Origin of the sequence: Streptomyces sp. NPDC092045 (assembly GCF_044756005.1) — a bacterium.
Lineage (GTDB): Bacteria > Actinomycetota > Actinomycetes > Streptomycetales > Streptomycetaceae > Streptomyces.
On sequence record NZ_JBIVSC010000006.1, the window covers coordinates 229,475 to 256,192 of the forward strand.

Here is a 26,718-nt window from a genome sequence, read left to right on the forward strand (position 1 = left end):
CGCGCGGCTCAGTGCTCGCAGAGGGAGAACGCGCGCTCGTAGAGCTGCTCGTTGTGCTCGTCCACGAAGAACTTGCGCTCCTTCATGAGCTCCTCGCGGTACTCCTCGGCCCGCGCGCGCGTCATGGTCGAGGTGTCGGCCCACGGCTGCTGCGGGGGCACGTCGGAGGTGGACACGATCCGCTCCGACGGGTCGACCAGGAAGAACGCGAGGATCTTGCGGTGTCCCGGGCGGGTGAGGTCCGCGAGGCGGAACGGGGCGACGCGGTGCTGGAGGACGTTCGGGAACGCCAGGCAGCGGCCCGCCGGGGTCGCCACCGAGCCCAGCACCTGGTTCAGCGCGTCCTCGTCCTCCAGGCCGTACACCTCGCGCAGACCGTTGTCGTCGTTCTGCTCGTAGTGCGGGTCGTCGAGCGCCGCCCGGAAGCCCAGCCGGCTCTCGGTGATGTTCTCGCTGTCCCAGTAGAAGAGGCCGGTCGAGACGATCCGCTCGTTCAGCATCCCCTCGACGTGCCAGGAACCGCCGGTGTACGCGGGCTTCTCCGGGGTGAGGTGGAGGGCGGCGAGCTTGACGATCACCTGGAGGCGGCGGCCGCGCAGGTCGACCCGGGCGGACGCGTCGGGCAGCGCGGGCGGGACGAAGTCCGGGGCGTCCGGGACGACCGGGCGGCGGTTCTCCCACCACTCCTCGTGGGCCCGTCCCCACGCGTCGAGCGCGTCGCGGTAGGCCCCGTCGTCGGTGTGGGAGGCCTTGTGCGGGTACTCCGGCTCCGAGTCGTACCACCCGTAGGGGTCGGCCTCGATCCGCGGGGGCCGGGGGTGGCGCAGATCGGTGAGCACGTTCTCGAACAGCGGGAGGAAGCGCGCGAACAGCTCCGGCAGGACGGCGGCCAGCTCGCGGTGGTCCTCGGGGTGGACGTTGTTGACGTACGAGCGGAAGGCGACGGCGCCGTCCCCGTCCACCTCGACGTCCGTGGGCAGCCACTGGAACCGCTCGGAGAACTCGTGCTTCGAGTAGCTGTTCGTCGGGTTCCGCCAGGCCTCCTCCGGCGCCCCGCTCACCTCCCTCACCAGGCAGAACAGCGAGGGGTGGACCAGGTCGAGGACCTGGCCGTCCGATCCGGGGTGCCAGTCCCTCTCCGCCTCGGGGACCTCCTCCAGGACCCGGACCGCCTCGCGCAGCCGGGACCGGAGCCCGTCGTCGACCAGCGCGTCCGACTGCCACACGCCGTCGACGCCGGACACCTCGGCGCCGGTCCGCCCGTCCCGCAGCGCGGCGTAGTGCGCGAGTTCGGCCAGGACGTGGCGGACCTGCGCCTCGGTGAGCCCCTGCGCGACCGCCTCCCGCGCCCACCTGCCGACGATCTCGGGATCGCGCATCTTCCCGGACCAGTCCGGCTTCTCCCGGATGTGCGCGCTGCACTCGATCATCCGGAGCTCCCGCAGCGTCCGGGGCGTCGCGAACGCCATGGAGCGGGAGGCGTGGAAGGGCGAAGGGAAAGCGGACAGGCCGGACAATGCTCTCGTTCCTCACGGTCGGTGTGCGATGGCGGGAACGATACTTCGGGGCACCGACACCGCGGCCGCGGCCCGGCGGCCCCTCAGCGCACCACGCGGTGGCGGAGGAGGACCGCCTTCGAACCGAAGGCGCGGCTCTCGACGAGTTCCAGGTCCACCCGGCGCCCGTCCCGGGGGAAGAACGGGGTGCCGCCGCCGACCAGCACCGGATGGACCACGGTCCGGTACTCGTCGATCAGCCCCGCCGCGGCCGCCTCGGCCGCCAGGGTCGCGCCCCCGATCGCGATCTCGCCCCCGCCCGGTTCGGCCCGCAGCCGCTCGATCTCCTCCGCCACGCTCCCGGAGGCCAGCCGGGCGTTGCCCCGCACCTCCGTCAGGGTCGTGGAGAACACCACCTTCGGGAGCGGATTCCAGAGCGAGATCCACTCGCGCGTCGGGGCGTCGAGCGACGGGTCCCCTTCGGCGGTCTCCCAGTACAGCATCGTCTCGTACAGCCGCCGCCCCATCAGGTGGACGCCGACCTCCCGGATGTCGTCGATCCAGAAGCGGAAGACCTCGTCGTCGGGTCCCGACCAGTCGAAACCGCCGTCCGGCCCGGCGATGTAGCCGTCCAGGGACACGCCCATCGAACAGGTCACTCTGCGCATCGGAAGTCCTCCTCGGTGACGGGGCTCCGACAGTACGGCCGCCGGACGCCGGGGGACCCGGCACGACGCGCGGGAGCCCCCCCCGGGGGCGGCCGACCGGTTGAACAACCCTGCGAACCCTCCCCGGTGGGGATGAAGCGCGGTCGCCGCCGTGCCCCCGGTCGCCCTCCCGCTGTTCTTCCGGCGGAAAGATCGTTCCGACGCCGGGAGAGGGCGAGATGCAGCGAGGCGGGGAAGGCGGTCGGCGCACGTGAGCCTGTACCAGGAGGCCGGGCCCCGGACGGCGCCCGCCGCCACCCGCACCGCCCGGGCGGTGGCCGGCCGACTCCTCGACCGCACCCCCGGGGCCCCGGCCCCGTGGCCCCGATGGGACGTCGACGGCGCCGGGCCGGTCGGCATCGACGCGGGCGACGAGCGCGCCGTGCAGGCCGCGTGCGGCGTCATGCAGGTCCACGGCCGGGCCACCGGCGCCCCCGTGCCGCTCGCCGCGGACTACGTCTCCACGGTGACGGGCGTCCTCGCCGCCCAGGGCGCCACCGCGGCCCTCCTCGCCCGCCGGCGGGGCCACCCGCCGCTGCGGACCCGCACCTCCCTCGCCCAGGGAGCGCTCCTGACGCTCACCCAGTACCTCGCCGCCGCCACCGCGGACGACGGGACGGGCGCCCGGGACGCGGCGGGCACGGGGCTCGCCACCCTCACCACCGCCGACGCCGCGCGCGTCGAGATCGAGACGCTCGACCCCGCGGCCTGGGCCGGGTTCTGGCACCGGCTCGGCGTGCCGCCCCGGACGGCCGGACGCGGCTGGCTGCCCTTCCAGACCCGCTTCGGCACGGCCGTCTGCCCCCTGCCCCCGGAACTCCGCGCCGCCGTGCGGGCCCACCCCCTGGAAGCCGTGCGCCGGGCGGGCGCCGAGCACGGCGTGTCCGTCGCCGCGATCGGGGAGGCGACGACGGCCCCGCCCGGCCTCGCCCCCTGGACCCTCGCCCCGGGCCCTCCCGCCGGCCCGCCCCCGTGCCCCCCGGCCCCGACCGATCCGGACGCCCTGCCCCTCGCAGGCCTGCGGGTGGTCGAATCCGCCCGCCGCGTCCAGGGGCCCGTGGCCGGACACGTCCTGCGGCTGCTCGGCGCCGAGGTCGTCCGCGTCGAACCCCCCGGCGGCGACCCGATGCGCGGCCTGCCCCCGGTCGCCGGGGGCTGCTCGGTCCGGTTCTCCGCGCTCAACCACGGCAAGGCCGTGACCGAGGCCGACCTCACCACCCGCCCGGGCCGGGACGCCGTCCGCGAACTGGTCTCCCGCGCCGACGTCTTCCTGCACAACTGGGCCCCCGGCAAGGACGGGGCCCTCCGCCTCGACGCCGACGCGCTGCACGCCGTCAACCCCCGCCTGGTGTACGCCTCCGCCTCCGGCTTCGGCACCGCCCTCGGCCCCGTCCCGCCGATCGGCACCGACTACCTGGCCCAGGTCCACGGCGGCCTCGCCGCCGCGCTGCGCCCCGCCGGAGAGCCGCCCGCCCCCTCCCTGATGACCGTCACCGACGTGCTCGGCGGCCTGGTCCTCGCCCAGGCCGTGCTCGCCGGTCTCCTCGCCCGCGAGGAGACCGGCCGGGGCTGCCGCGCCGCGTCGTCGCTGCTCTCCGCGGCGGCCCTGGTCCCGCGCCCGGACCGGCGCGTCGTGCTCTCCCCGCTCGACCGCCCGCTGCCCACCGCCGACGGACTGCTGCACCTGGGCGCCGGGGCGCGGGCCCTGCCCCGGGAGGTGGCCCGGACCGTCGGCGCCACCGGCACCGCCTCCGTGGGGGAGCGGCTGCTGGCCCGGGGGACGGACGACTGGCTGGCCGAGCTGCGGACGGCCGGACTGCCGTCCGTCGCCGTCCGCACCGACCTGGCGGACCTCGCGACGGACCCGGCCTTCGCCCGGGCCGTCCTGCCGCCGGACGCCCGCCTCCCGTACGCGCGCCCCGCCGCGCCCTGGGAGTTCACGGAGGAGACCCGGTGACCACGACCCCCACCGCGCGCCGGACCCCCTGGCGCTCCCGCAACGGCCTGGAGTTACCCGACAGGGTCCCCCGCGCCGACCGCAGGGCGTGGGAGGCCCGGGGCCTCTGCCCCGACGCCGACCTCTTCACCCTCTTCCGGGGCCACGCGCTCGCCTTCCCCGGCCGCGACGCGGTGGTGGACGAGCGGGGCACCCTCTCCTACGGCGAGCTGTACGCGGAAGTGCTGCGCGTCGCGGCCCTGTTCGCGGAGGCGGGGCTCGGCCCCCGGGACGTGATCGCGCTCCGCCTGCCCAACGGGCGCCTGGCGGCGACGGCGGAACTGGCCGTCTACGCCCTCGGCGCGGTCGCCCTGCCCTACCCCCTCGGGGGCGGCGTCCGGGACACCCTCTCGCTCCTCGCCCGCTCCCGGGCGGGCGGCGCCGTACTGAGCGAACCCGAGGACCTCGAAGCGACGGCCGGACTGCCCTGGTTGCGGGCGGTGTTCACGGCCGGTCCCGCCACCGCCCCCGGAGTGCGAAGCCTCGACCGCACCCCGCCCGGCGGACCGTTCCGGCCGGACGGTCCTCCCGCCGAGGCCACCGCCCCGGCCCGGATCCTGGTCTCCTCCGGCTCCGAGACCGAGCCCAAGATGATCGCCTACAGCCACCAGGCCATGGCCGGCGGCCGAGCCGCCTACGTACGGGCCCTGGCGGGCCTTCCGGCCCGACCCCCGGGCCCCGAGGCCCGACCTGCCGGTCCCGGAGCCCGGCCTCCCGGCTTCGAGGAGCGGCCCTCCGGCGCCGGAGCCCGGCCTCCCGGCCCCGAGGCCCGGCCTCCCGGCCCCGAGGCCCGGCCTCCCGGCCCCGGGGAGCGGCCTGCCGGTCCCGGAGCCCGGCCCTCCGGCGCAGAGGCCCGGCTCTCCGGCCCCGGAGCCCGGCCTCCCGGCTTCGAGGAGCGGCCCTCCGGCGCCGGAGCCCGGCCTCCCGGCCCCGGGGAGCGGCCCTCCGGTGCCGGAGCACGGCCTGTTGGCTTTGAGGCCCGGCCCTCCGGCCCCGGAGCCCGGTCCGGACCCCCGGCCTCGTCCGGCCCCCCGGCGGCCCCGCCCGCCCCGCCCCGGTTCCTCGTCCTCGTCCCCCTCGCCTCCTCCTACGGCTCCCTGGGCGTCCCCGTCGCCCTCGCCGCGCTCGGCGGGACCCTGATCGTGCGCGGGCGGTTCGACGCCGCCGACGCGCTCCGGGCGGCCGTCGCGCACCGGCCCACCCATCTGTTCGGGGTGCCGACCATGCTGCGGCGGATGGCGGACCTGCCGCGCCTCCCGGGGGAGGACACCTCCTCCCTGCGGGCCGTGGTCTCCAGCGGCGCCGCGCTCCCCGCCTCCACCGCCGCCGCCTGCCGCGAGCGGTTCGGCGTGCCGGTCGTCGCCGTCTACGGCTCGTCGGACGGCGTCAACTGCCACACCGCCGCCCCCGGCGCCCCCGCCGGGGACACCGCCGGCACCCCCGACCCCGCCGTGGCCGTCCTCCGGATCGTCCGGCCGGACGGCTCCCCGGCGGACACCGGGGAGCCCGGGGAGATCCAGGCCAGGGGTCCCATGACCCCGCTCTGCCACGTGGCCGCCCCCGACCTCGACGCCCGCTACCGCACCGCCGACGGCTGGGTCCGCACCGGGGACCTGGGGGCGCTCGACGAGAAGGGGCGGCTGCGGGTCCTCGGGCGCCTCAGGAACGTGGTGATCCGGGGCGGCCACACCCTCAGCCCGGCCGAGGTGGAACACGAGCTGGGCACCCATCCCGGGATCGCGGAGGCGGTCTGCGTACCGGTGCCGGACGAGGAGTTCGGGGAGCGGCTGTGCGCCTGCGTACGGCCGGTCCCGGGGACGCCCGCCCCCGCGCTGGGGGACGTGACCGCGCACCTCGCCGCCCGGGGCCTCGAACGGCGCAAGTTCCCCGAGTACCTGCTCGTCCTCGACCGGCTGCCGCTGCGCCCCACCGGCAAGGTCTGCCGCCGCACCGCCGCCGCCCTCGCCGCGACCGCGCTCGGCGCCGACACGCCACCCGGTGCCACGGTCTTCGGCAAGCGCAGCAGATGATTTCACTCATACAGGGGAAATGGCGCACTAATAGCGCCTAGGCGCCGAATCGCGTGCAATCCTTTTGCCAGCAAGCGGAATCCCTGATTCAACTTCTTTCGTGGCAGAGGCCCTCCGACGGGCCCGCCCCCGTTCACGGAGAACTCTCTTGCGACGTTCCCCCGCCGTCCCCGCCCGGCGCCGCGACGACTCCGGCGCCTGACGGACCGGATCGCAGGGGACCCACACCGGACACCTGGGGGGAAACATGTTCACTGAAGTCGCCGTGGTCGGCCTCGGCTACGTCGGCCTCCCGCTGGCCCGCAGGGCCTGCGAGGCGGGACTGACGACCGTCGGCCACGACATCGACGCCGACGTCGTCGCGGGCCTGGAGGGGGGCCGTTCCCACATCGGGGACGTCCACGACGCGGACGTCGGGGCGATGCGCGCCGCGGGCTTCCGCGCGAGCACCGACCCCGGCGTCCTCGCCGGCGCCCACACCGTCGTCGTCTGCGTGCCGACCGGCCTCACCCCGGACGGCGAACCGGACCTGGAGCCGCTGCTCGCGGCCGTCCGCACCGTCGCCCGCCACCTCGAACCGGGCACGCTGGTCTGCGTCGAGTCCACCAGCCACCCCGGCACCACGGAGGAGATCGTCCGCCCCCTCCTGGAGGCGAACGGCCTGCGCGCCGGCGAGGACTTCCACCTGGCGTACTCGCCCGAGCGCATCGACCCCGGCAACCGCCGCCACACCCTGCGCACCACGCCGAAGGTCGTCAGCGGCTCCACCGAACTCTGCGCCAAGCACGCCGCCGCCTTCTACGAACGCCTCGTCGACGAGGTCGTCGTCGCCGCCGGGACCCGGGAGGCGGAGATGGCCAAGATCCTGGAGAACGCCTACCGCTACGTCAACATCGCGCTGGTCAACGAGGCCGCCGTCTACTGCGACCGGGTCGGCATCGACATCTGGGACGTGCTCCGCTGCGCGGACACCAAGCCCTTCGGGTTCTCCGCCTTCCGTCCGGGACCCGGCGTCGGCGGCCACTGCATCCCCGTCGACCCCCGCTACCTGATGACCCGCGCCGCCGAACAGGGCTTCACCTTCCACACCCTGGGCGCCGCCCGCGCCGTGCTCGACGCGATGCCGGAGCACGTCGCGGGGCGCGCCCGCGACCTGCTCGTCGCGGCGGGCAAGGACCCGGCGCGGGCCCGGGTGACGCTGCTCGGCGTCGCCTACAAGGCCGACGTCGCCGACACCAGGGAGTCGCCCGCCTACCCCGTGGCCCGCGCCCTGCGCGCCCTCGGGGCCCGGCTCGCCTACCACGACCCGCACGTCGGGCGGTTCGAGGTGGACGGCGACCCCGTGACCCGGCAGCCGTCGGCGGAACGGGCCCTCGCCGACAGCGACCTGGTGGTGCTGCTCCAGGACCACTCCGCCTACCGGACGACCGACTGGGACGGGGCCGCCTGCCCGGTCCTCGACACCCGGGGCGCGGCCGGAGGCCCGCGCGTGGTGCGCCTCTGACGCCCGCGCCGCGCCCCCACAGACCTCCGGCCGGGACATCCCGTGTCCCGGCCGCGAGCAAGGCGCCCGGACGCCGTCCGGACGTCACACGAGGAAAGAAACAAGGAGACCAACCCATGACCATGGCCATCGACAACGTCGCCCAGGAGCGTCTGGCGAAGCGCTTCGACAAGTGGGACGCCGACGGCAACGGCCTGCTGGAGCCCTCGGACTTCACCGCCGAGGCCGCCACCATCGCCCGCGCGTTCGGCGAGTCCCCCGAGTCGCCGAAGGCCACCGCGCTGCGCGACGGCTTCGTCGCCATGTTCGAGCACCTCGCCCGCAAGGCGGGCGTCGCGCCGCAGGGCTCGATCGACCGCGAGCAGTTCCTCCGGGCCGCCGGTGAGGTCGTCCAGGGCGGCGCCGCCACCTTCGACCCGGTCTTCTCCCCGGTCGCCAAGGGCATCGTCGGCCTGGCCGACCGCAACGGCGACGGCGTCATCGACGGCGAGGAGTTCGCCACCTGGCTCAAGGCCCTCGGCCTCGGCCAGGCGGAGGCCCGCGAGGCCTTCAAGCAGATCGACGCCGACGGCGACGGCACCCTGTCCGAGCAGGAACTCCTCGCCGCCGTGCGCAGGTTCCACCTCGGCGAGCTCGACGTCGAGCTGCTCGGCTGAGACCGGCACCCGGTCCGACGGCGGCCGGCCGACACCCCTGGAGGGGGTGTCGGCCGGCCGCCTCGGCGCGTGCGCCGTCAGTCCGCGGGCGCGAAGACCACCGGGGTCTCCGGCGCGAGCGCCAGCGACCGGCCGGTCAGCAGCCGGGGCGCGTGGACCACGATGTTGTAGTGGTTGGGCAGGTGGCAGCCGTCGAAGCCGAGCACGGTGCCCACCCGCTCCCCGCCGATCAGGACCGTGTCCCCCCGGTCGACGACCCCGCCGAGCTCCAGCTCCACGAAGCCGAGGAAGCCGACCCGGTCCACCCGGGCGCCCGGAGCGTCGGTCCACCGGTCGGTCGTGAGCAGCTCGTGCACCTCGCCCCGGCGCACGCAGCGGGCCGCGAACGGCTCCAACTCCATCCCCCGGTCCGTGCGTTCGTGCAGCAGCACCTTCACCAGGGTCCCGCGCACCGCGCGCTTGGCACCGTTCTCGTGGAGACCGGAGTCGAGGGAGGGCGGGGACGCGGGGAGGGCGGGGGAGGAGGTCATCGGGGCTCCGATCGGTGGGCGGCGTACGGCGCGCGGGGCCGGGGCGGACCGGCCGCGGCCTCCGCCGCGTAGACGGCGGCGACCAGTTCGAGCGCGGCCAGGCCGCCCTCGACGGCCCGGGAGGGGTCGGGCAGGCCGCGCAGCCGGGCGAGGTCGCTCAGGACGCCCTCGTACTCGTGCCACAGCGACTCCTTGAAGCCGGGGCGGCCGTCCAGCATGTCCGCGTACAGCTCGGTGCCGTCGTCCAGGCGCACGCGCACGTCCTTCACCTCCCCGGGGTACGACCAGTCCAGCTCCACCCGCCCCCGCCCGCCGGGTCCGGCCAGCTCGACCACGGCCTGCCGGTCCGTGCCGGCCGCGTCCCGGGCCACGTCGACGGCCACGACCTCCGAGGGGCTCTCGCCCAGCACCAGCCGCACCAGGTCGAAGGCGTTGGGCCCGTTGTCCGCGACGCAGCCGCCGCCGCAGCGGGCCGGGTCCAGGTACCAGGTGTCCGCGCCGATGTGCTCCTCGATCCGCTCCAGGTACCGCACCCGCACGGACTCCACCCGCACCGGCGCGCCCGGCGGGGGCAGCCGGTCGAGCAGGTCCAGGACGCGGTCGTTGTAGCGGCGGTGGAACGCGGTGAACAGCGGGACGCCGTGCTCCCGGGACAGCGCGGCGAGCCGCCGGCCGTCCGCCGGGTCCAGGGCGAGCGGCTTCTCCACGCACACCGGGACGCCGGCCCGCAGCGCGTCCGCGCACACCTCGGCGTGCGCGTGGTTGGGCACCGCCACGACCAGGGCGTCCAGCCCCCCGGCGGCGAGCAGCTCCCGGTGGCCGGTGTGGCAGGCGAACCGGTCGCGGTACGGGGCGAGGGCCTCCTCGCGCAGGTCGCAGACCGCGGCCACCTCCCACTCGGGCAGCCGTTCGGCCGCCGCCAGGTAGAAGCGGGAGATCACCCCGAGCCCGGCGATCCCGAGCCGCAGGGGCGGGGCGTTCCCGGTGCGCGGCGTCATGCCGTCGTCCCCGGCGCGCGGCGTCATCGGCCCTCCTCCCGGGCGCCCGGGACCGTTCCGGCGGCCGGAAGGCGCAGGCCGAGGGCGGTCAGTTCGGCGTGGAGCGGGGCGGGCAGCGGGACGCCCGACGCGCGCCGCCGCTCGGCGCGCTCGGCCTCCGGGTGGCCCGGGTAGCGGACCGGCTCCCCGCCCGGGAGCGGAGGACAGCCCAGTACCGTCCCGAACACCTCACGGGCGTCCCCGGCGAAGCCGTCGCGCAGCGCGTCGGGGGCGACCGCCAGCACCAGGAAGCCGATGTCGTCGTCGCGGCCGCCCGGCCTGCCGTCCCCCTCCAGGGCCGCCGGGGCGGGCCCGGTGGCCGCCCCGGGCAGCACGGCGGCGAGCAGCTCCACGGCGAGCCCGAGCCCGAACCCCTTGAAGGCGCCGGTCGCCGGGGTGCCGCCCAGCCAGCCCAGCCAGGCCTCGCCCCGGTCGTAGGCGGAGGCGTCCCGCACCGGGCGCCCGGCGTCGTCGGTGAGCCAGCCCTCGGGCGCCTCGCGCCCGTCCCGGGCCGCGGTGCGGATCCGCCCGGTGGGGACGACGGTGGTGCTCATGTCGAGGACGAACGGCCGTCCCTCCACCGCCGGGGCCGCCACGCTCAGCGGATTGGTCCCGAGCAGGGCCGCCGCGCCGAGCGGTGGGCGGGCGATGCGCTGGCCGCCGCAGTTGGAGGCCACCACGCCGATCATGCCCCGGTCGGCGGCCCGCCGCGCGTGGACGCCCGCGCAGCCGAAGTGGGTGGCGCCCCGCACCGACACCAGGCCGATGCCGTGGCGGGCCGCCCGCTCCGCCGCGAGGTCCATCGCCTCCGACGCGGCCCACAGGCCGAGCGCCCGCCGGTGGTCCAGGAGCACACAGGCCCCCAGGTCGCGCAGGACCTCCGGCTCGGCGGCCGGATCGGCGCCGCCGGACTCCAGGAGCGGCCGGTAGAGCCGGCCCAGGTTGAACACGCCGTGCGAGTCCATGCCGGTCAGGTCGCCGTAGCAGAGCGCCTCGGCGGCGAGCCGGGCCCGGGCCTCCGGGACCCCGAGCCGGACGAAACAGGCGGCGGTCTCGCCGAGCAGCGTCTCGTACGGGACGGTCACCTCCCCCGGCGCGTCGCTCCGGGGTGCGGCGCCGTCGGACAGCGTCGACGTCATGCGGTTCCTGCTTTCTCGGCGGGTCCGGCCGATAGGGGGGTCGGTGCGGGTGCGGGTGCGGGTGCGGGTGCGGGTGCGGGAACAGGCACGGGCGCGGGTGCGGTGCGACGGGTCCCGTCCCGGCGCGGTGCGTCGTCGGCGAAGGCGGTGAGCAGCGCGGCGGTGCGGTCCGCGAACGCCTCCAGGTCGGCCAGGTCGACGAACTCGCCCGCCGCGTGCGCCCGGTTGGCGTCGAGCGAACCGGGGCCGAACACCGTGGTGAAGGCGTCCGGCAGCCCCTCCGCCCAGATCGCGTCGCAGGTGAACCCCGGCTCCTCGTCGGGCCACCGGTCGACGCCCGCCCGCGCGAGCAGCTCCTCGCCCCACTCCGGCTGGGGCCCGAGCGCGGGCAGACCGCGCTTCTCCCACTCCAGGCGGGTGATCCGGGCCGCGTCGGCGGCGGTCCGCGCGAACGGCGGCGCGCCGGAGAACCGGGCGGTGAACTCCCGCAGCCCCTCGTCGAGGGCCCGGGCGAGGGCGCGCTCGGCGGCGGCACCGGCCCCGGCCGTGGCGTACGCCAGGTTGAGCAGCAGACTGCCGGTGCCGTGCACCTTGTTGTGCAGCGTGCCGGTGTGCAGTCCGGCCACGCAGACGGTGAACGGCGGCTCGCCGGACGCCTCCCGGCCGAGCGCGGCGGCCAGGTGCTGGGCGAGGAAGCCGAGCAGCACGGTGGCGTTGTGCCCGGCCTCCGGCCGGTCGTCCACGGCGTCCTCGCCGTCGACCGCGATCCGGGCGGTGGCGGCGGCGGTCGCGCGGGGCAGGTGGCGCAGCCCCGTCGGCTCGCAGAACACGTTGAGCCGCCCCGTGTGCCCCGCCTCCACGAGCGGCCGGGTGCCGAAGGTGCCGAGCGCCCCGCCCTCCTCGCCCGCCACCGCCTGCACGAGCACCGCGACGTCCCGGCCCACGGCCGGGCAGGTCCGGGCGGCGGCCGCGACACCGGCGAGCAGTGCCACCGCGGGCCCCTTCGCGTCCACCGCGCCCCGCCCGGTGAACCGGGCCCCGTCGAACGCGGGGGGCTCGCCGCCGGCGACGGTGTCCAGGTGCACGTTGAACATCACCGTGCGCTCCCGGGGCAGTTCGGGCCCGAGCCGCAGCACCAGGCTCGGCTGGTCCGCCAGGAACGCCGGGTCGGCGGCGACCGCGCGCCGTACCGGCGCCGGGGTGTCGTCGCGCGAGACCGCCGAGGGGTCCGGGGCGCCGAGCCGCACGGTCGTGAACCCGAGCCGTTCCGCCGCCGTCGCGTACGAGCGGAGGGCGGCGGTCGTCAGGTGGGGCGCGCCGGGGCCGGTCTCCAGCGGCCCGGCGGTGGGCGTGTGCAGCAGGTGCAGCAGCAGGCCCGTGTCGACGGCGGGGCGCGGCAGGAGGTTCGGGGCGGCGCGGGGGGCGGGGAGCGGCAGGGCGGCCAGGCGGCGGGCCGCCCGGACGAAGGGCCCGGCCGCGTCCCCGCCCCGCACCCCCTCGTGCGGGACCACCGCCAGGTGCGGTTCCAGTGAGTACGCGCCCCGGTAGCCGTACTCCTCCAGCAGGCGCACGCAGTCGGCGACCCGGGCGGCGCCCTCCCCGGGCAGGGTGTAGACGGCCTCGCCGGGCCGGTCGCCGGGCAGCGCGTCCTTGACGTGCACGTGGGCGACGTGCGGCAGCAGCTCTGCGAGGAGGGCGTGGGCGTCGTACCCGTACGGGACGCCGTTGCCGGTGTCGAACAGGACGCGCAGCGCCGGGCTGTCCACCTCGGCGAGGAGCCGGAGCGTCCGGGAGGCGTCGGAGCCCGCCCACCCCGCGCAGTTCTCGTGGAGCAGCTCGACGCCGAGCGCCTCCGCCCGGCGGGCGAGCCGGCGCATCCGGTCGATCGCCCCGGCCGCCCACGCGTCCTCGGGCAGCCCGCCGTCGGTCCACGACATGACGCGCAGGCTGCGGCAGCCCAGGATCCTGCCGTACGCGGCGAGCCGTTCCAGCTCCTCCAGGTCGGCGGAGAAGGGGCCGGTGACCGGGCGGGCCCAGTTGCCGATCCGGGAGTCGAGGCAGACCACGCCGAGCCCCGCCGCGTGCAGCCGCCCGGCGGCCTCCCGTACGTCCGGTTCGGGCAGGTCGGCGAGGGCCGTGCCGTCCAGTGAGCGCAGCTCCAGGGACGTCCAGCCGAGTTCGCGGGCGACCGCGATCTGCCCGGCCAGGCCGGGGGCGGCCTCGTCGCCGATGCCGGTGATCCGGCCGGTCAGGTCGAGGGGCGCGGCCCGGCCGGCGGACCCGGCGTGCTCGGGCCGCGCGACGGGACCGGCGGATCCGCTGCGCTCGGGCCGCTCGGCGGGTTCAGCGGACCGCGACACGGGAGGCCTCCTCGCGACGCCCTTCGGCGTTCTCCTCCGCGCAGCGCCGCTTGGCCGCGTCGAGCAGCCGGACCACGTCGGCGTGCAGGGCGAAGTCCGCCGCCCAGGAGGGGTCCTCGGCCGGGACGCCGGCGAACCGGGTGTAGGCGCCGTGCAGGAACGCGGTCAGCGCGTCGTCGCGGAACACCTCGCGCCTCCCGTCGACGACGAGCTGGACGTGGTCGTCGGCGTCGCTCGGGGCGAAGTGGGCGACGGCGGTGCCGCGTTCGAAGGCGAGGACGGCCCTGCGCTCCCGCACGGGGGCGGCCAGGTCGGAGAAGAGGCGGGTCCGCACGCCGTTCGCGTGCCGCAGGTCGAGGAGCGCGGAGCCGAGCCCGGGGCGCACCGCCTCCCCGATCCGCAGGTCGGTCAGCCGGGCCCTGGCCGTCTCGGCGGGACCGGCCAGGGAGAGGACCAGGCCGAGGGAGTGCGGCAGTTCCACGTCGAACGCCGTGGAGTGCCCGTCGTCGGCGCGCAGCGAGCGGGTGAAGCGCGGCTTGTGCTGGGTGACGTCGACGCGCAGCAGGCGTCCCAGGTCGCCCGAGCCGATCAGGTCGCGCAGCCGTCCGGCCAGGGCCGAGGCGGGCCAGTGGGCCACCACCGCCAGGCGGAGGCCGTGGCGGGCGCGCAGCTCCGCCACGGCGGCCAGCTCCCCGGCGTCGGCGGCGAGCGGCTTCTCCACGACCAGGTCGCGGTAGCCCGCGTCGCACAGCCCGGCGAGGACGGCGGGCCGGGCGTCGGGCGGGACGCAGACGTGGACGACGGTCCGGTCGGGGGCGAGCGACCGCCGGGCCTCCTCCAGGGAGGGCACCACGGTGACCCCGTCCGGCACCGGGGCCCGCTCCCCGGGCCGGGGCTCGACGGCGACCACCGGCCCCCGCCACAGCTCCGGCGACCGGTCGAGGGCGGTGCGCAGGGCCCGCAGGTGCAACCCGGCCCCGGAACGGCCCAGTCCGACGATCAGGGGCTGTCGGATCGGGGGCTGCTTCATGCGGTCGTTCCCTCCGGGGGTCGGATCCGGTGCTCCGGATCCCCTGTTCGAGCGGGGTGCGGCGAAGAATCTCGCCGCGACGCGCGACACCGGTCAAGGAAATCGGAGGTGTTGTCACCGGAAAGTATGAAGTTCCTTTGAGTTTTCGGGACTTCATTCTTCCGGCTGTTAGATTCACCGGGCAGACTTCCCGAAGGCGGGGTCGGGGCCGCCCGTCGTATTTCCCCGGGCCGCCGACCTGGCCCCAGTTGACCCGGCCTCATGCGACACCGGCATGCCGTCGGCCGAGAAGAATTGTTTCCGCGTGACGTTATCCAGCATTCCCTTTTTCTCCCAGGCGAAGACGTTCGAAAAGATCTGGCCGAACCTCCTGGCCGGAGTGGACGAGGTTTTCGCCGACGGAAAGTTCTCGCATTCCCGGCAGGTCGGCCGGCTCGAAGAGGCCCTCGCGCACTACACCGGGGCCCGGCACGTGATCGGGGTCAACAGCGGCACCGACGCCCTGGTGCTGCTCCTGAAGGCGTGCGGGCTGCGCCCCGGCGACCGGGTCCTGGTCCCCGCGTACTCCTTCGTCGCCACCGCCACCTCCGTCGTCCTGGCCGGTGGTGAGCCCGTCTTCACCGACATCGACCCCGACACGTACGCCATGGACCCCGGCCGGATCGGGGACGCGGCGGACGGCGCCCGGTTCGTGATGCCGGTCCACCTCTTCTGCCGCATGGCGGACATGGCCGCCCTCACCGCCCTCGCCGACGACCGCGGCCTGACGCTCGTCGAGGACAGCGCCGAGGGCATCGGCATGCGGCAGCACGGCGTCCACGCCGGACTCCACGGACGCGGCGGCGTCCTCTCGTTCTTCCCCAGCAAGACCCTCGGCGCCCTCGGCGACGCCGGAGCCGTCCTCACCGACGACCCGGACCTCGCCGACCGCGTGGCCGCGCTGCGCCACCACGGACGCACGGGCCGCACCCTCGCCCACTTCCCCGGCATCTCCCACGAGACCCGGTACCCCGGCCACAACAGCAAGATGGACGACCTCCAGGCCGCCGTCCTGCTCGCCAAGCTCACCGTCCTCGACGAGGACGTCCGCCACCGCGCGGTCCTGGCCCGCCGCTACGACGAGGGGCTGCGGGGCACGCCCGGCATCGTCCGGCTGCCCGCCGTCACCGGCGCCCCCGACGAGGTCTTCTACGTCTACCTGATCGAGACCGAGCGGCGCGACGCGCTCGCCGCCCACCTCCAGGAGCGGGGCATCGGCACCGAGACGTACTACCCCCGGCCCCTGCACCTCCAGCCCTGCTTCGCCGGACTCGGCCACCGGCCCGGTGACTTCCCCGTCGCCGAGGCCGCCGCGGGCCGCGCCCTGGCCCTGCCGCTGTACGCCGACCTCACCGAGGCCGAGGTCGACCGCGTCTGCGCGGCCGTCCGCGCCTTCCACACCGGGAGGGTCCCCGCATGACCACGACCAGCACCCACGAGGACCCGGCCGTCGCAGACGGCCCCGCGCCCGGCGGCCGCGTCCCCTTCTTCCCGCCCGACCTCTTCCACGAGGACCGCGACGCCCTCCTGCGGCTCCTGTACGAGATCGGCACCGGCGCGGACCAGAAGTTCATCCTGGGGGAGCGCACCCGCCGCTTCGAGGACGCCCTGCGCGACCGGCTCGGCGCCGCCGACGTGGTCGCCTGCTCCAGCGGCACCTCCGCCCTCCACCTGATCCTCACCGCCCTCGGCGTCGGCCCCGGCGACGAGGTCGTGGTCCCCGCCTTCGGCTGCGCCCCGCTCGCCGCCGCCGTCCTGCACACCGGCGCCGTCCCCGTCTTCGGCGACGTCGACCCCCGCACGCTCACCCTCGACCCCGAGGACGCGCGGACCCGGATCACCCCCCGCACCAAGGCGCTGATGCCCGCCCACATGTTCTCCGTCATGGCGGACATGCCCCGCTTCACCGCCCTGGCCGCCGCCGAGGGGCTGCGCCTGGTCGAGGACTCCGCCGTCGCCCAGGGCGCCGTGCTCGACGGCACGCCCGCCGGGCTGTGGGGGGACGCCGGGCTCTACTCCTTCGTCCAGGTCAAGTCGTTCGGCATGCCCGGCGAGGGCGGCGCCGTCGTCACCCGGGACGAGGAGACCGGCCGCCGGGTCCGCATGCTCCGCAACCACGGCCAGGACGGCGTCCGGCGCGGCCTGCACCACGTGATCGGCGTCAACAGCCGCTTCGACGAGATCCAGGCCGCCTTCCAGCTCCACCGGCTGCCCGGCCTCGACGCCCGCCTGGCACGCCGGGCCCGGATCGCCGCCCACTACACCGAGCACCTCACCGGCCTGCCCGGCCTCACCACCCCGCCGCCCGGCACCGACGGCCGCTGCCACTACGTCTACACGCTGCTCGCCGACGACCGGGACGCGCTGCGCGACCACCTGGCCGCCGAGGGCGTCGACACCCACGTCTACTACCCGAAGACCCTGCCCGACCAGGCCGCCTTCGCCCCCGTCGCAGCCGCCTCCTCCGTACGGACGGGGGCCGGCGGCGCCGGATCCGACTGGCCGCACGCCCGGGACGCCGCCCGCCGGCAGCTCTCGCTCCCCGTCCACCACCGGCTCACCGACGCCCAGGTCGAGCACGTCACCACCGCCGTCCGCGCCCACGCCCTGCGCATCCGCGGCTGACCACTCCGCCCGCGCCCCACGGGCGCCCGACCCGCGGGCGGACCGTCCGCGCCACCACCCCCAGCCCCCTCGGAGCACCCCCGCATGACCCCTGACCTCGACGTCGCCGTCGTCGGCGCCGGACTCGCCGGCCTCGCCGCCGCCCACGAACTGCGCCGCAGCGGCCACCAGGTGTGCGTCCTCGAAGCCGCCGACGCCCCCGGCGGCCGGATGCGCAGCCTCCGCCGCGACGGCTACCTGATGGACACCGGAGCCGAACAGATCTCCGCCCAGGGCTACCGCGCCACCTGGCAGCTGATCCGCCGGGCCGGACTCACCCCCGACGACGTGCCCCGCATCGGCCGCCCCATGGCCGTCTGGCGCGGCGGACGGCCCCACAACGGCGTCGGCGAGCCCCGCGCCGTGCTCACCGGCGCCGGACTCGTCCCCGCCGCCCGCCCCTCCCTGGCCCGCTTCCTCGCCCGGAGCGGCCGGCACCGGGCCGCCCTCGACCACGACCACCCCGAGGACACCCCGCTCGGCGCCGACACCGTGGCCGCCGCCGCGCGCCCGTACCACCCCGACCTCCACGACCGCCTGCTCCAGCCGCTGTCCGGGGCCTTCTTCGGCTGGGACGCCGAACGCAGCGCCGCCGCGCCCCTGGTCGGCCTGCTGCTCGCGGTCGGACCGGTCTCCGCCTGGCGCACCTACCGCGGCGGCATGGACCTGCTCGCCACCCGCCTCGCCGCCGGCCTCGACACCCGCTGCGGCCACCGCGTCGAGCAGGTCACCGACCGCGGCGACCACGCCCGGCTCACCGTCGACGGCACCCCCCTCACCGCCCGCGCGGTCGTCCTCGCCGTCCCCGCCCCCGTCGCGCTGCGGCTCACCGACGGCGCCGACCCGGACGCCACCGGCTACCCGGCCGCCTCCACGTACCGGCCCATGTACAAGGTGAGCTGCGCCCTGGACCGGCCGCTCGCCCCGCGCGGCGGCGCCTACGCGCTGCTCACCCCGGAGTGCGAGGAGCCGGTGCTGTCCTGCCTCATCGCCGACCACCTCAAGTGCCCCGACCGCGCCCCCGCCGGGCGCGGCCTGATCAGCCTGCTCGCCTCCCCGCGCCGCATCCCCGAACTCGTCGGGGCGGGCGAGGAGGAGGCCGTCCGCCGGCTCACCGCCGCGGCGGAGCGCTACGTACCCGGACTCGGCGCGTCCCTCACCGCCACCCACGTCCACCACTGGCCGCAGGCCATGCCCGAGCTCACCCCCCGGGCCCTCGCCCTGCGCGGCGCGTTCCTGCGCCGCCCGGCCCGCGCCGTCGAGTACGCGGGGGACTGGGTCGCCGCCCGCCCCTCCAGCGAGGGCGCCGCCCGCTCGGGCGCGCTCGCCGCCGCCCGCGCCCTCGCCCACCTCGCCCCGCGCCGGGGCCGTACCCTCCGGCAGGAGACCGCCGCATGACCCCCCACGACCTCGGCGTCCTCTTCGACGACCTCGCCGACGCCGGCGCCCCCACCCGCTACCACCTCGACCGCCCCTTCGACCTCGCCCCGGCGCGGACCGGGGCCGGCGCCACCGAGTGGACCGTCCCCGAACTCGCCCTGCTCGTGCGGGAGACGGCGGGCGCCCTCGCCGCCGCCGGGGCGGGGCCCGGCGAACGCGTCGCGATCGTCAAGGCGAACCACTGGGACTACGACCTGATCGCCTGCGCCGCCGTCCGCACCGGCGCCGTCCCCGTGAAGCTCTCCGACCACCTCCCTCCCGCCGCCCTGCGCGTCCTCCTGGACCGCTGCGCGCCCCGCGTCCTGGTCACCGACCCCGAGGTGCTCGGCCGGGACCCGTCGGCGGACCTCGCCGGGACGGCCCGCACCACCGTCGTCCTCGGCCCCGGCGGCGGCGGGCTCCCGCCCGGCACCGTGCACATCGACGACCTGGCCGGGCACCCCGACCCCGGCCCGCACCCCCGCGACGACGACGCGCCCCTGGTCGTCGTCCACACCAGCGGCACCACCGGCGTGCCCAAACTGGTCGCGCACACCACCCGCACCCTGATCCACCACCTCGCCCGGTTCGAGACCCGGCCGGTCCCGCGCATCGGACTGCGCCGCGACGACAGCCTCTTCAACGCCAGCTCCCACGCCCACGGCCGCACCATCTGCTGGACCGCCGTCGCCCCCGTCCGCGCGCCCCGCCACATCACCCTGGACTCCACCGGCCGCCCCGAGACGACCGACCTGCTGCTGCGCGCCCACCCGCCCACCGTCGTCGAGGCGCTCCCGGCCCGCTACGTGCGCCTGCGCCCGCTGACCCGGCGCCTGGACAACCCCTTCCGGGACGTGCGGACCTACATCAGCACCTACGACGCCGTGCACCCCCCGGTCGTCCGGGCCTACCTCGCGGCGAGCGCACGGCGCCGGCCGCTGTGGATGCAGGGCTGGGGCCAGAGCGAGACCGGCCCGCTGACCTTCGCCTTCCACACCCGCCGCTCCGTGGCGCGGGCCGCCGACGGCACCCCGACCACCGTGCGCGACCTCGGCCGCCCGATCCCCCTGAAGACCCGTCTGAAGGCCGTCGACCCCGCCACCTTCCGCCCGGTGCCCCCGGGCACCCCCGGTCTGATCCTGTGCCGCACCCGGGCGCTCGCCCCCGACTACCCCGGCGAGCGGGAGCGCTGGGAGGCCAAGGTCCACGACGGCTGGTGGAACACCGGGGACGTCGGGGCGATCGGCCGCGACGGCGGCGTCCGGCTGCTCGACCGCGAGGTCGACCACCTGCCCGGGTTCAGCTGCCTGCGGACCGAGGACGTCCTGGAGGACCGGCTGCCCGAGGCCCTGGAGTGCGTCGTCCTCGCCCGGCCCGACGCGGCCCCGCTGCCCGTCGTGGTCACGGAGGACGGCGTCCTCGAACCCGCCCGCTGGAAGGCGGCCGTCGCGGACCTGCCGCTGCTCGCCGACCCCGTCGTGCTCGGCTGGGACGAGGTCCCGCGCACCGCCACCGGGAAGGTCCGGCGCGTGCCCCTCCTCGAACGGCTGACGGGCAGCACGGAGACCTGCGGCACGGGCCGGTGGACGTGAGGCCGGTGACCGTGGGCCCGGCGGACGTGGTGGGGCCGGTGGACCCGGTGGGCGCCGGACCGCGGGAGCCGACGGCGGACCCGGCGGACCCGGTGGGCGCCGGACCGCCGGAGCCGACGGCGGGCCCGGTCCCGCCCCCCGCCACCCCCCGCGGCTACGTCTTCGACAACGACAGCCCGCACAGCGCCCGCCACCACGCCAGTCTCGAAGGGGCGCTCGACCCGCTGACGCTCGGTCACCTCCGGGACGCGGGCGTGGCCCCCGGCATGCGCTGCCTGGAGATCGGGGCCGGCGCGGGCAGCGTCGCCCGCGCCCTGCTCCGGCTCGTCGCCCCCGGCGGCACCGTCACCGCCACCGACCTCAAACCCGGCCGGATCGCACCGGAGCCCGGCCTCATCGTGCTCGCCCACGACGTCGTCACCGACCCGCTGCCCGGCAGCGGTTACGACGTCGTCGTGGCCCGCCTGGTCCTCCAGCACCTGCCCGAACGGCAGGCGGTCCTGCGGCGCCTCGCCGGCGCGCTCGCGCCCGGCGGCCTCCTCCAGGTCGACGAGTTCGACGCCGGACACGAACCGTGCCTGCTCGCGCCCACCGAGGACGACGCCCGGCTCTACGCGCGCTTCACCGACGCCAAGGCGGCCCTGATGCGCGCCTCCGGCGGCGACCCGACCTGGGGCCGCCGGGCGGCGGCCGCGCTCCGCGACGCGGGCCTGACCGGCATCCGGATCCGCCCGCACGTGCTGGTGCGCGCCCCCGGCACACCGGCCCTCGGCCTCCAGCTCCACCACCTCGCCCAGCTCGCGCCCCGGCTCCTCGACGGCGGCTTCGCCCCCGCCGAACTCGACCGGCTCGACGCGCTGATGCGCGACCCGGGGTTCGCCGCCGCGACCGGCGTCCTCTACTCCGTACAGGGCCGCCGTCCGGCCCCGTCGGGGCACCCACCGGAACACCGCACCACAGACAGCTCCGAGGCGACATGACCGACTCCACGCTCACGACGACCACCGCGCCCGCCGGACCGTCCGGGCCCCCCGTCCCCGCGGACGGCAGGCTCAGGACCTACGCGCGGCTCGGCAAGCTCGACGTGTACGACTACTACCTGGGCACCTTCATCGTCCTGTCCGCCGTCGTGCCGCTCGCCGGCGCGCTCACCGGGCGCACCGCCGCGCTCTTCGGCGTCTTCCTCGCCGGGCAGGTCCTCCTGCTGATGGCGATGACCGCCTTCGACGACGTCACGGGCTTCCGCGACGGCAGCGACATCACCAACTACGGCCCCGACCACCCGCTGCGCAACGTGCGCCGCAAGCCGCTGGTGGCCGGGGCGCTGACCGTCCCCGAGGCCCTGCGGTTCGCCTGGACCTGCGCCGTCCTCGCCGCCGCCCTGTTCGCGGTCACCGCCCTCCTCGCGCCGCACCGCCCGGCCTGGACCGCGATCGGGCTCGTCGTCCTGTGGGTGGTGACCCTCCAGTACTCCTACGGCGTCAAGCTCAGCTACCACGGCTTCCAGGAGGTCTACCTGGTCGCCCTGGGCTTCGCGCTGGTCGTCCTGCCGTACGGCATGGTCACCGGCCGGGCCACCGGCCTCCTCCTGGTGCAGGCCGTCCTCTTCGGCTTCGGCCCGCTGATGTTCGGGGTCTACTCCAACACCAACGACGTCGACGGCGACCGCGCCGTGGGCCGCCCGACCGTCGCCGCCCTGGTGTCGGAGCGGGGCAACGCCCGGTTCGTCGGCGCGCTGTCCCTGGCCGAGTTCCTGACGGTCGCGGGCGCGAGCGCGACGGGCGTCGCCCCCTGGTGGTTCGTCCTCCTGATGCTGCCCGCCTCGCTGCTGCGCCTCCGGCAGTACCTGCTCGGCTTCCGGAGCGGCGACGTCATGCGGGCCCGGCGCACCGGCTTCGCCGTGCACCGGCTGGGCGTCGTCCTGATGTGCGTGTCCCACCCGCTGGCGGCGGCCCTCGCGTGACGCGCCCGGCGTCCTACTCCTCGTACCCGGCCAGGAAGGGCCGGACGAACTCCGCCCCCCGGTCCCGCAGCAGTTCGTGCAGGGAGGCGAAGACCTCCGCCGAGCGGCGGCCCGGCCAGTCGCCGGGCAGGAGCTCCGCCGGGAGGACCGGGTCCGCGTAGGGGAGGCGGCGCCAGGAGTCGAGGGCGAGCAGGTAGTCGCGGTAGGCGTCCCCGGGGTCGCCCGGGGACGTCCGCCACGTGCGCAGGACCGGCTCGTGGACGGCCAGGAACTCCTCGTGGAGGGCGGCGATCGCGGGCAGGTCCCACCAGCGGGCCGCCGCCTCCGCCGTCGCCGCGTACCCCAGGTGGTCGCCCCGGAAGAGGTCCACGTACGGGGAGAGGCCGAGCCGCTCCAGGGTGTTGCGCGTCTCCTCGTACAGGCGCGCGGGCGCGATCCAGACGCCCGGCGCCGCCGTCCCGAAGCCGAGGCGGGCGAGCCGGGAGCGCAGCAGGTGCCGCTTGTGCCGCTCGGCCTCGGGCACCGAGAAGACGGCCAGGACCCAGCCCTCGGCCAGCTTCGGCTCGCTCCGGGCGTAGATCCGGCGGTCGCCGTCGTCCAGGAGCCGGCGGGCGTCCTCCGAGAGGGCGTACCCGGCGGCGCCGTCCGCCGTCCGGCGCGGCAGCAGCAGGCCGCGCCGCTTGAGGCGCGACACCGAGGAGCGCACCGAGGGCGCGTCCACGCCGAGGACGGCGAGCAGCCGGACGAGCGCGGCCACCGGCGTCGGCGAGCCGTCGGACGTGCGCCCGTAGGCGCCGTAGAGGGAGACGATCAGGGATCGGGGGGTGTGCTGCTCGGCCACGTGATCACTTTAAGCGGTGGGTGCGTGGGATGTGCACACGTCAGGTGAGGCCGCACCGGGTGCGGGCGGCGCCGGACCGCGCCGGACGCCGGCCGCACCGGCCCCGTCGGCCGCCGGACCGGGTCACACCGGCTCCCGCAGCCGGAAGCGCTGGAGCTTGCCCGTCGCCGTGCGCGGCAGCGCGTCCAGGAAGACGATTTCGCGGGGCGACTTGTACGGGGCGAGGCGGGCCCGCACGAAGGCCCGCAGCGCGGCGGCCGTGCTCGCGTCGCGCGGCACCCCGTCCCGCACCACCGCGTACGCCACGACGACCTGGCCGCGCAGCTCGTCCGGGCGGCCCACCACGGCCGTCTCCACCACGTCGGGGTGGTCGAGGAGGACCTCCTCGACCTGCGGCCCGGCGATGTTGTACCCGGCCGAGATGATCATGTCGTCGGCCCGGGAGACGTACCGGAACCAGCCGTCGGGCTCGCGGACGTACGTGTCGCCCGTGACGTTCCAGCCGTCCCGCACGTACTCGCCCTGGCGGGGGTCGTCCAGATAGCGGCAGCCGACCGGGCCGCGCACCGCGAGCAGCCCCTCCCGGCCGTCCGGGACCTCCCGGCCCTCCCGGTCGACGACCCTGGCGTGCCAGCCGGGGACCGGGCGGCCGGTGGTGCCGGGGCGGATGTCGCCGTCGGCGGCCGACAGGAAGATGTGGAGCAGCTCGGTCGCGCCGATGCCGTTGATCAGGCGCAGGCCCGTCCGGGCGTACCAGGACCGCCAGGTCGCCTCCGGCAGGTTCTCCCCGGCCGAGACGCAGCGGCGCAGCGAGCCCGTGTCCGGGGCGGCGCCCTGCGCCAGCTCGCCGAGCATCACCCGGTAGGCGGTCGGGGCCGTGAAGAGCACCGAGATCCGGTGCCGCTCGATCGCGGCGAGGAGCTGCTTCGGACCGGCCTGTTCGAGGAGGACCGCGCTCGCGCCGGCCCGCAGCGGGAAGACGAGGAGCCCGCCCAGGCCGAAGGTGAAGGCGAGCGGCGGCGAGCCGGCGAAGACGTCGTCGGGCAGCGGGCGCAGGACGTGCGCGGAGAAGGTGTCGGCGACGGCCAGGACGTCCCGGTGGAAGTGGACGCAGCCCTTGGGGCGGCCGGTGGTGCCGGAGGTGAAGGCGATGAGGGCCACGTCGTCGGCGGCGGTCGGCACGGCCTCGTACGGGCCGGGGCGGCGGGCGGCGAGGGCGAGCAGGTCGTCCGGTCCCGCTCCGCCGAACGGGGTGATCCGGAGGCCGGGGACACGGGCCGCGAGCAGCTCGTCGAGGGAGTGGGCGTCGCAGAGCGCGTGGGTGCAGCGGGCCGCGTCCGCCATGACGGCCAGCTCGGGGGCGCGCTGCTGGGCCAGAACGGTGACGGCGACCCCGCCGGCCTTCATCACGGCGAGCCAGCAGGCGGCCAGCCACGGGGTGGTCGGCCCGCGGAGCAGGACCCGGTTGCCGGGCACGAGCCCGAGGTCGGAGGTGAGGACGTGGGCGATCCGGTCGACCCGGTCCCGCAGCTCTCCGTAGCTCCAGACCACGCCGTCGCCGTCGTGGAAGGCGGGCCGGCCGGCGCCGAACCGCTCCACCGTGCGGTCGAGGAGTTCCGTCCCGCAGTTGAGCCGGTCGGGGTACGCCAGCTCCGGAAGGCCGAAGAGGAGCCGGGGCCACCGCTCCGGCGGCGGCAGCCGGTCGCGGGCGAAGGTGTCGAGGTGCGCCGAGGGTGTCAGCTCCATGAGTCCGTCCCCCTGTCGTGGTGGGGTCGCCCGTCGCTCCACGAGCGTATCGTGTCGGTGACGACAGTCAACGGTCCGCGACAAGGGTGGCCGGAGCCGCCGGGACGGGGGTGCCGGGAGGTGTCGGTGCGGGAGCGCCGGACACCACCGGGACGACGGCGCCCCGGGGCGCCGGTACGAGGGCGCCGGAAGGCGGCGCCGCGACGGAGGCGCCCGGAGGCGGCGCCGCGACGAGGGCGCCGCAGGGCGCCGGAGAGGGCCCGCATGCCCGCATTCTCGCTCGAACCGGAACAGACCACCTGGTGTGCGGAGCTCCGCGCCCTCGCCGCCGAGCACCTGAGGCCCCTCGCCGAGAGGGGCGAACCCGGCCGGGTCAACCGTCCCCTCGTCGCCGCCCTCGGCGAGCTCGGACTGCTCTCCCGCCTCTTCGGGGCCGGCGCCCTCGACCTCTGCCTCCTGCGCGAGTCCCTCGCCCGGGTCTGCACCGAGGCCGAGACCGCCCTCGCCCTCCAGGGCCTCGGCACCCACCCCGTCGCCGCCTTCGGCACCCCCGCCCAGCGCGCCCGCTGGCTCCCCGGGGCCACCGCCGGACGGGCCGTCGCCGCCTTCGCGCTCTCCGAGCCGGACGCCGGCTCCGACGCCGCCGCGCTCGCCCTCGACGCCGTCCCCGACGGGCGCGGCGGCTGGCACCTGCACGGCGAGAAGCGCTGGATCTCCAACGCCCCCGAGGCCGACTTCGCCACCGTCTTCGCCCGCACCACCCGGGGCGCCGGCGCCCGGGGCGTCACCGCCTTCCTCGTCCCCGCCGACCGCCCCGGCCTCGGCGGCGAACCGCTCGACATGCTCGCCCCGCACGCGCTCGGCACCCTCGTCTTCGACGGCGTCCCCGTCGGCCCCGACGACCTCCTCGGCGCCCCGGACCAGGGCTTCCGGGTCGCCATGCGCACCCTGAACCTCTTCCGCCCCAGCGTCGGCGCCTTCGCCGTCGGCATGGCGCAGGCCGCCCTGGACGCGGCCCTCGCCCACACCGCCGCCCGCCCCGCCTTCGGCGGCGTCCTCGCCGACCTCCAGGCCGTCTCCCACCGGATCGCCGAGATGGCCACCCGTACCGAGGCCGCCCGGCTCCTCGTCCACGCGGCGGCGAGCGCGTACGACCGGGGCGACCCGGACGTGCCACGGCGCTCCGCCATGGCCAAGCTCCTCGCCACCGAGACGGCCCAGTACGTCGTCGACTCCGCCGTCCAGCTCCACGGCGCCGCCGCCCTCCAACGCGGCCACCTCCTGGAACACCTCTACCGCGAGGTCCGCGCGCCCCGGATCTACGAGGGGGCCAGCGAGGTCCAGCGCACGATCATCGCCAAGGACCTGTACGCGCGTCACCGCGAGGAGGCCCGGGGCCACGAGGAGGCCCGTGGTCCCGGGGAAGCCCGTCCCTCCGGGGAAGCCCGTGGTCCCGGGGAAGCCCCTGGCCCCGGGGAAGTCCGTCGCGCCGGAGAACAGGGACACGCCTCCCCCCGGAAGGAGCCGGCCCCATGAGCCTGCACCGCCACAACCCCGCCGACCTCGCCCCGCCCACCGGCTTCAGCCACGCCGTCACCGCCACCGGCACCCGCTTCGTCTTCCTCGCCGGACAGACCGCGCTCGACTCCGACGGCACGGTCGTGGGGGAGACCCTCCCCGAGCAGTTCACCACCGCCCTCGCCAACCTCCTCACCGCCCTGCGCCACGCCGGCGGCACCCCCGCCGACCTCGCCCGGGTCACCGTCTACGCCACCGACGTCGAGGACTACCGCGCCCACGCCCGCGAACTGGGCGGCATCTGGCGGAGGCTGGCGGGCCGTGACTACCCCGCGATGGCCGTGATCGGAGTCGTACGCCTCTGGGACGAACAGGCCCTGGTGGAGCTGGACGGCTTCGCCGTCCTGGACGAGCCCGCGCACGCTTGATCAACTGGTCGCCCCCCGGGGCC

General features: G+C 76.6%; 21 protein-coding genes. 12 read left to right on the forward strand and 9 right to left on the reverse strand.

Annotation, left to right across the window (positions count from 1 at the left end; all coding sequences use genetic code 11):
• Positions 1 to 8: 8 nt before the first annotated feature.
• Positions 9 to 1,517, reverse strand: coding sequence for a DUF4246 domain-containing protein (locus tag ACIQKA_RS18935; RefSeq protein WP_402541627.1), 1,509 nt, complete (start codon positions 1,515 to 1,517; stop codon positions 9 to 11).
• Between the two features lie 83 nt (positions 1,518 to 1,600).
• Positions 1,601 to 2,164, reverse strand: a complete 564-nt coding sequence (locus ACIQKA_RS18940; RefSeq protein WP_383151547.1) for a dihydrofolate reductase family protein — start codon at positions 2,162 to 2,164, stop codon at positions 1,601 to 1,603.
• A 250-nt stretch (positions 2,165 to 2,414) separates the two neighbouring features.
• Between ACIQKA_RS18940 and ACIQKA_RS18945 the strand changes: the two genes are divergently transcribed.
• From ACIQKA_RS18945 to ACIQKA_RS18960, 4 genes are all read left to right on the forward strand, one after another.
• Entirely contained in the window at positions 2,415 to 4,160 is a 1,746-nt protein-coding gene (locus tag ACIQKA_RS18945; protein WP_391094453.1) for a CoA transferase, read from the forward strand.
• Entirely contained in the window at positions 4,157 to 6,229 is a 2,073-nt protein-coding gene (locus ACIQKA_RS18950) for an AMP-binding protein (RefSeq protein WP_402541628.1), read from the forward strand. The genes ACIQKA_RS18945 and ACIQKA_RS18950 overlap by 4 nt, the downstream gene beginning before the upstream one ends.
• A gap of 247 nt (positions 6,230 to 6,476) precedes the next feature.
• A complete protein-coding gene (locus ACIQKA_RS18955) occupies positions 6,477 to 7,733 on the forward strand; it encodes a nucleotide sugar dehydrogenase (protein ID WP_383432307.1) in 1,257 nt (418 codons plus the stop codon).
• A gap of 116 nt (positions 7,734 to 7,849) precedes the next feature.
• The gene (locus tag ACIQKA_RS18960; protein WP_383151541.1) at positions 7,850 to 8,389 is read left to right on the forward strand and encodes an EF-hand domain-containing protein; all 540 of its coding nucleotides are present in this window, start codon (positions 7,850 to 7,852) and stop codon (positions 8,387 to 8,389) included.
• Between the two features lie 77 nt (positions 8,390 to 8,466).
• Here the strand turns inward: ACIQKA_RS18960 and ACIQKA_RS18965 are convergent, their stop codons facing one another.
• The 5 genes from ACIQKA_RS18965 to ACIQKA_RS18985 are packed head-to-tail and all read right to left on the reverse strand — an operon-like array spanning position 8,467 to position 14,485.
• Complete coding sequence (locus tag ACIQKA_RS18965; RefSeq protein ID WP_383155711.1) at positions 8,467 to 8,919, reverse strand: DUF6917 domain-containing protein; 453 nt, start codon at positions 8,917 to 8,919, stop codon at positions 8,467 to 8,469.
• Entirely contained in the window at positions 8,916 to 9,944 is a 1,029-nt protein-coding gene (locus ACIQKA_RS18970) for a Gfo/Idh/MocA family protein (RefSeq protein WP_383447303.1), read from the reverse strand. Before ACIQKA_RS18970 ends, ACIQKA_RS18965 begins: the two co-directional genes overlap by 4 nt.
• The gene (locus ACIQKA_RS18975) at positions 9,941 to 11,095 is read right to left on the reverse strand and encodes an Ldh family oxidoreductase (protein WP_391094459.1); all 1,155 of its coding nucleotides are present in this window, start codon (positions 11,093 to 11,095) and stop codon (positions 9,941 to 9,943) included. The genes ACIQKA_RS18970 and ACIQKA_RS18975 overlap by 4 nt, the downstream gene beginning before the upstream one ends.
• Positions 11,092 to 13,455: a M20/M25/M40 family metallo-hydrolase gene (locus ACIQKA_RS18980; RefSeq protein ID WP_402541630.1), complete on the reverse strand. Its 2,364-nt coding sequence runs from the start codon at positions 13,453 to 13,455 to the stop codon at positions 11,092 to 11,094. The genes ACIQKA_RS18975 and ACIQKA_RS18980 overlap by 4 nt, the downstream gene beginning before the upstream one ends.
• Positions 13,439 to 14,485 (reverse strand): Gfo/Idh/MocA family protein, encoded by a 1,047-nt coding sequence (locus ACIQKA_RS18985; protein ID WP_383155717.1) that lies wholly within the window; start codon positions 14,483 to 14,485, stop codon positions 13,439 to 13,441. Before ACIQKA_RS18985 ends, ACIQKA_RS18980 begins: the two co-directional genes overlap by 17 nt.
• A gap of 304 nt (positions 14,486 to 14,789) precedes the next feature.
• Here ACIQKA_RS18985 and ACIQKA_RS18990 point away from each other — a divergent pair, with 304 nt between their 5' ends.
• The 6 genes from ACIQKA_RS18990 (at position 14,790) to ACIQKA_RS19015 (ending at position 22,162) form a co-directional block, all read left to right on the forward strand.
• A complete protein-coding gene (locus ACIQKA_RS18990; protein WP_383437636.1) occupies positions 14,790 to 15,944 on the forward strand; it encodes a DegT/DnrJ/EryC1/StrS family aminotransferase in 1,155 nt (384 codons plus the stop codon).
• On the forward strand, positions 15,941 to 17,149 hold the full coding sequence (locus ACIQKA_RS18995; RefSeq protein WP_391094462.1) for a DegT/DnrJ/EryC1/StrS family aminotransferase: 1,209 nt from the start codon (positions 15,941 to 15,943) through the stop codon (positions 17,147 to 17,149). The genes ACIQKA_RS18990 and ACIQKA_RS18995 overlap by 4 nt, the downstream gene beginning before the upstream one ends.
• An 84-nt stretch (positions 17,150 to 17,233) precedes the next feature.
• Positions 17,234 to 18,586, forward strand: a complete 1,353-nt coding sequence (locus tag ACIQKA_RS19000; protein WP_402541632.1) for a protoporphyrinogen/coproporphyrinogen oxidase — start codon at positions 17,234 to 17,236, stop codon at positions 18,584 to 18,586.
• Entirely contained in the window at positions 18,583 to 20,199 is a 1,617-nt protein-coding gene (locus tag ACIQKA_RS19005; RefSeq protein ID WP_391094463.1) for an AMP-binding protein, read from the forward strand. Before ACIQKA_RS19000 ends, ACIQKA_RS19005 begins: the two co-directional genes overlap by 4 nt.
• Before the next feature lie 5 nt (positions 20,200 to 20,204).
• Positions 20,205 to 21,179: a class I SAM-dependent methyltransferase gene (locus ACIQKA_RS19010; RefSeq protein WP_402541633.1), complete on the forward strand. Its 975-nt coding sequence runs from the start codon at positions 20,205 to 20,207 to the stop codon at positions 21,177 to 21,179.
• Positions 21,176 to 22,162: a UbiA family prenyltransferase gene (locus ACIQKA_RS19015; RefSeq protein ID WP_383155730.1), complete on the forward strand. Its 987-nt coding sequence runs from the start codon at positions 21,176 to 21,178 to the stop codon at positions 22,160 to 22,162. Before ACIQKA_RS19010 ends, ACIQKA_RS19015 begins: the two co-directional genes overlap by 4 nt.
• Before the next feature lie 13 nt (positions 22,163 to 22,175).
• On the opposite strand, the gene ACIQKA_RS19020 is transcribed toward ACIQKA_RS19015, so the two are convergent.
• Together ACIQKA_RS19020 and ACIQKA_RS19025 are read right to left on the reverse strand one after the other, a co-directional pair.
• Entirely contained in the window at positions 22,176 to 23,003 is an 828-nt protein-coding gene (locus ACIQKA_RS19020) for a PaaX family transcriptional regulator C-terminal domain-containing protein (RefSeq protein ID WP_402541635.1), read from the reverse strand.
• Positions 23,004 to 23,126: 123 nt separating this feature from the next.
• Positions 23,127 to 24,749, reverse strand: coding sequence for an AMP-binding protein (locus ACIQKA_RS19025; protein ID WP_383155735.1), 1,623 nt, complete (start codon positions 24,747 to 24,749; stop codon positions 23,127 to 23,129).
• A 264-nt stretch (positions 24,750 to 25,013) separates the two neighbouring features.
• On the opposite strand from ACIQKA_RS19025, the gene ACIQKA_RS19030 reads away from it, so the two are divergent.
• Both ACIQKA_RS19030 and ACIQKA_RS19035 read left to right on the forward strand, forming a co-directional pair.
• Positions 25,014 to 26,285 carry an acyl-CoA dehydrogenase family protein gene (locus ACIQKA_RS19030; protein WP_402541636.1) on the forward strand — a complete coding sequence of 424 codons (1,272 nt, stop codon included), beginning with the start codon at positions 25,014 to 25,016 and terminating at the stop codon, positions 26,283 to 26,285.
• The gene (locus ACIQKA_RS19035; RefSeq protein ID WP_121832529.1) at positions 26,282 to 26,695 is read left to right on the forward strand and encodes a RidA family protein; all 414 of its coding nucleotides are present in this window, start codon (positions 26,282 to 26,284) and stop codon (positions 26,693 to 26,695) included. The genes ACIQKA_RS19030 and ACIQKA_RS19035 overlap by 4 nt, the downstream gene beginning before the upstream one ends.
• The last annotated feature ends 23 nt before the right edge of the window (positions 26,696 to 26,718 follow it).

Coding starts and splice junctions, on each gene's coding strand:
- ACIQKA_RS18940 (WP_383151547.1), bottom strand. CDS start 2,164: ATGCGCAGAGTGACCTGTTCGATGGGCGTGTCCCTGGACGGCTACATC.
- ACIQKA_RS18955 (WP_383432307.1), top strand. CDS start 6,477: ATGTTCACTGAAGTCGCCGTGGTCGGCCTCGGCTACGTCGGCCTCCCG.
- ACIQKA_RS18960 (WP_383151541.1), top strand. CDS start 7,850: ATGACCATGGCCATCGACAACGTCGCCCAGGAGCGTCTGGCGAAGCGC.
- ACIQKA_RS18965 (WP_383155711.1), bottom strand. CDS start 8,919: ATGACCTCCTCCCCCGCCCTCCCCGCGTCCCCGCCCTCCCTCGACTCC.
- ACIQKA_RS18970 (WP_383447303.1), bottom strand. CDS start 9,944: ATGACGCCGCGCGCCGGGGACGACGGCATGACGCCGCGCACCGGGAAC.
- ACIQKA_RS18975 (WP_391094459.1), bottom strand. CDS start 11,095: ATGACGTCGACGCTGTCCGACGGCGCCGCACCCCGGAGCGACGCGCCG.
- ACIQKA_RS18985 (WP_383155717.1), bottom strand. CDS start 14,485: ATGAAGCAGCCCCCGATCCGACAGCCCCTGATCGTCGGACTGGGCCGT.
- ACIQKA_RS18995 (WP_391094462.1), top strand. CDS start 15,941: ATGACCACGACCAGCACCCACGAGGACCCGGCCGTCGCAGACGGCCCC.
- ACIQKA_RS19000 (WP_402541632.1), top strand. CDS start 17,234: ATGACCCCTGACCTCGACGTCGCCGTCGTCGGCGCCGGACTCGCCGGC.
- ACIQKA_RS19005 (WP_391094463.1), top strand. CDS start 18,583: ATGACCCCCCACGACCTCGGCGTCCTCTTCGACGACCTCGCCGACGCC.
- ACIQKA_RS19015 (WP_383155730.1), top strand. CDS start 21,176: ATGACCGACTCCACGCTCACGACGACCACCGCGCCCGCCGGACCGTCC.
- ACIQKA_RS19025 (WP_383155735.1), bottom strand. CDS start 24,749: ATGGAGCTGACACCCTCGGCGCACCTCGACACCTTCGCCCGCGACCGG.
- ACIQKA_RS19030 (WP_402541636.1), top strand. CDS start 25,014: ATGCCCGCATTCTCGCTCGAACCGGAACAGACCACCTGGTGTGCGGAG.
- ACIQKA_RS19035 (WP_121832529.1), top strand. CDS start 26,282: ATGAGCCTGCACCGCCACAACCCCGCCGACCTCGCCCCGCCCACCGGC.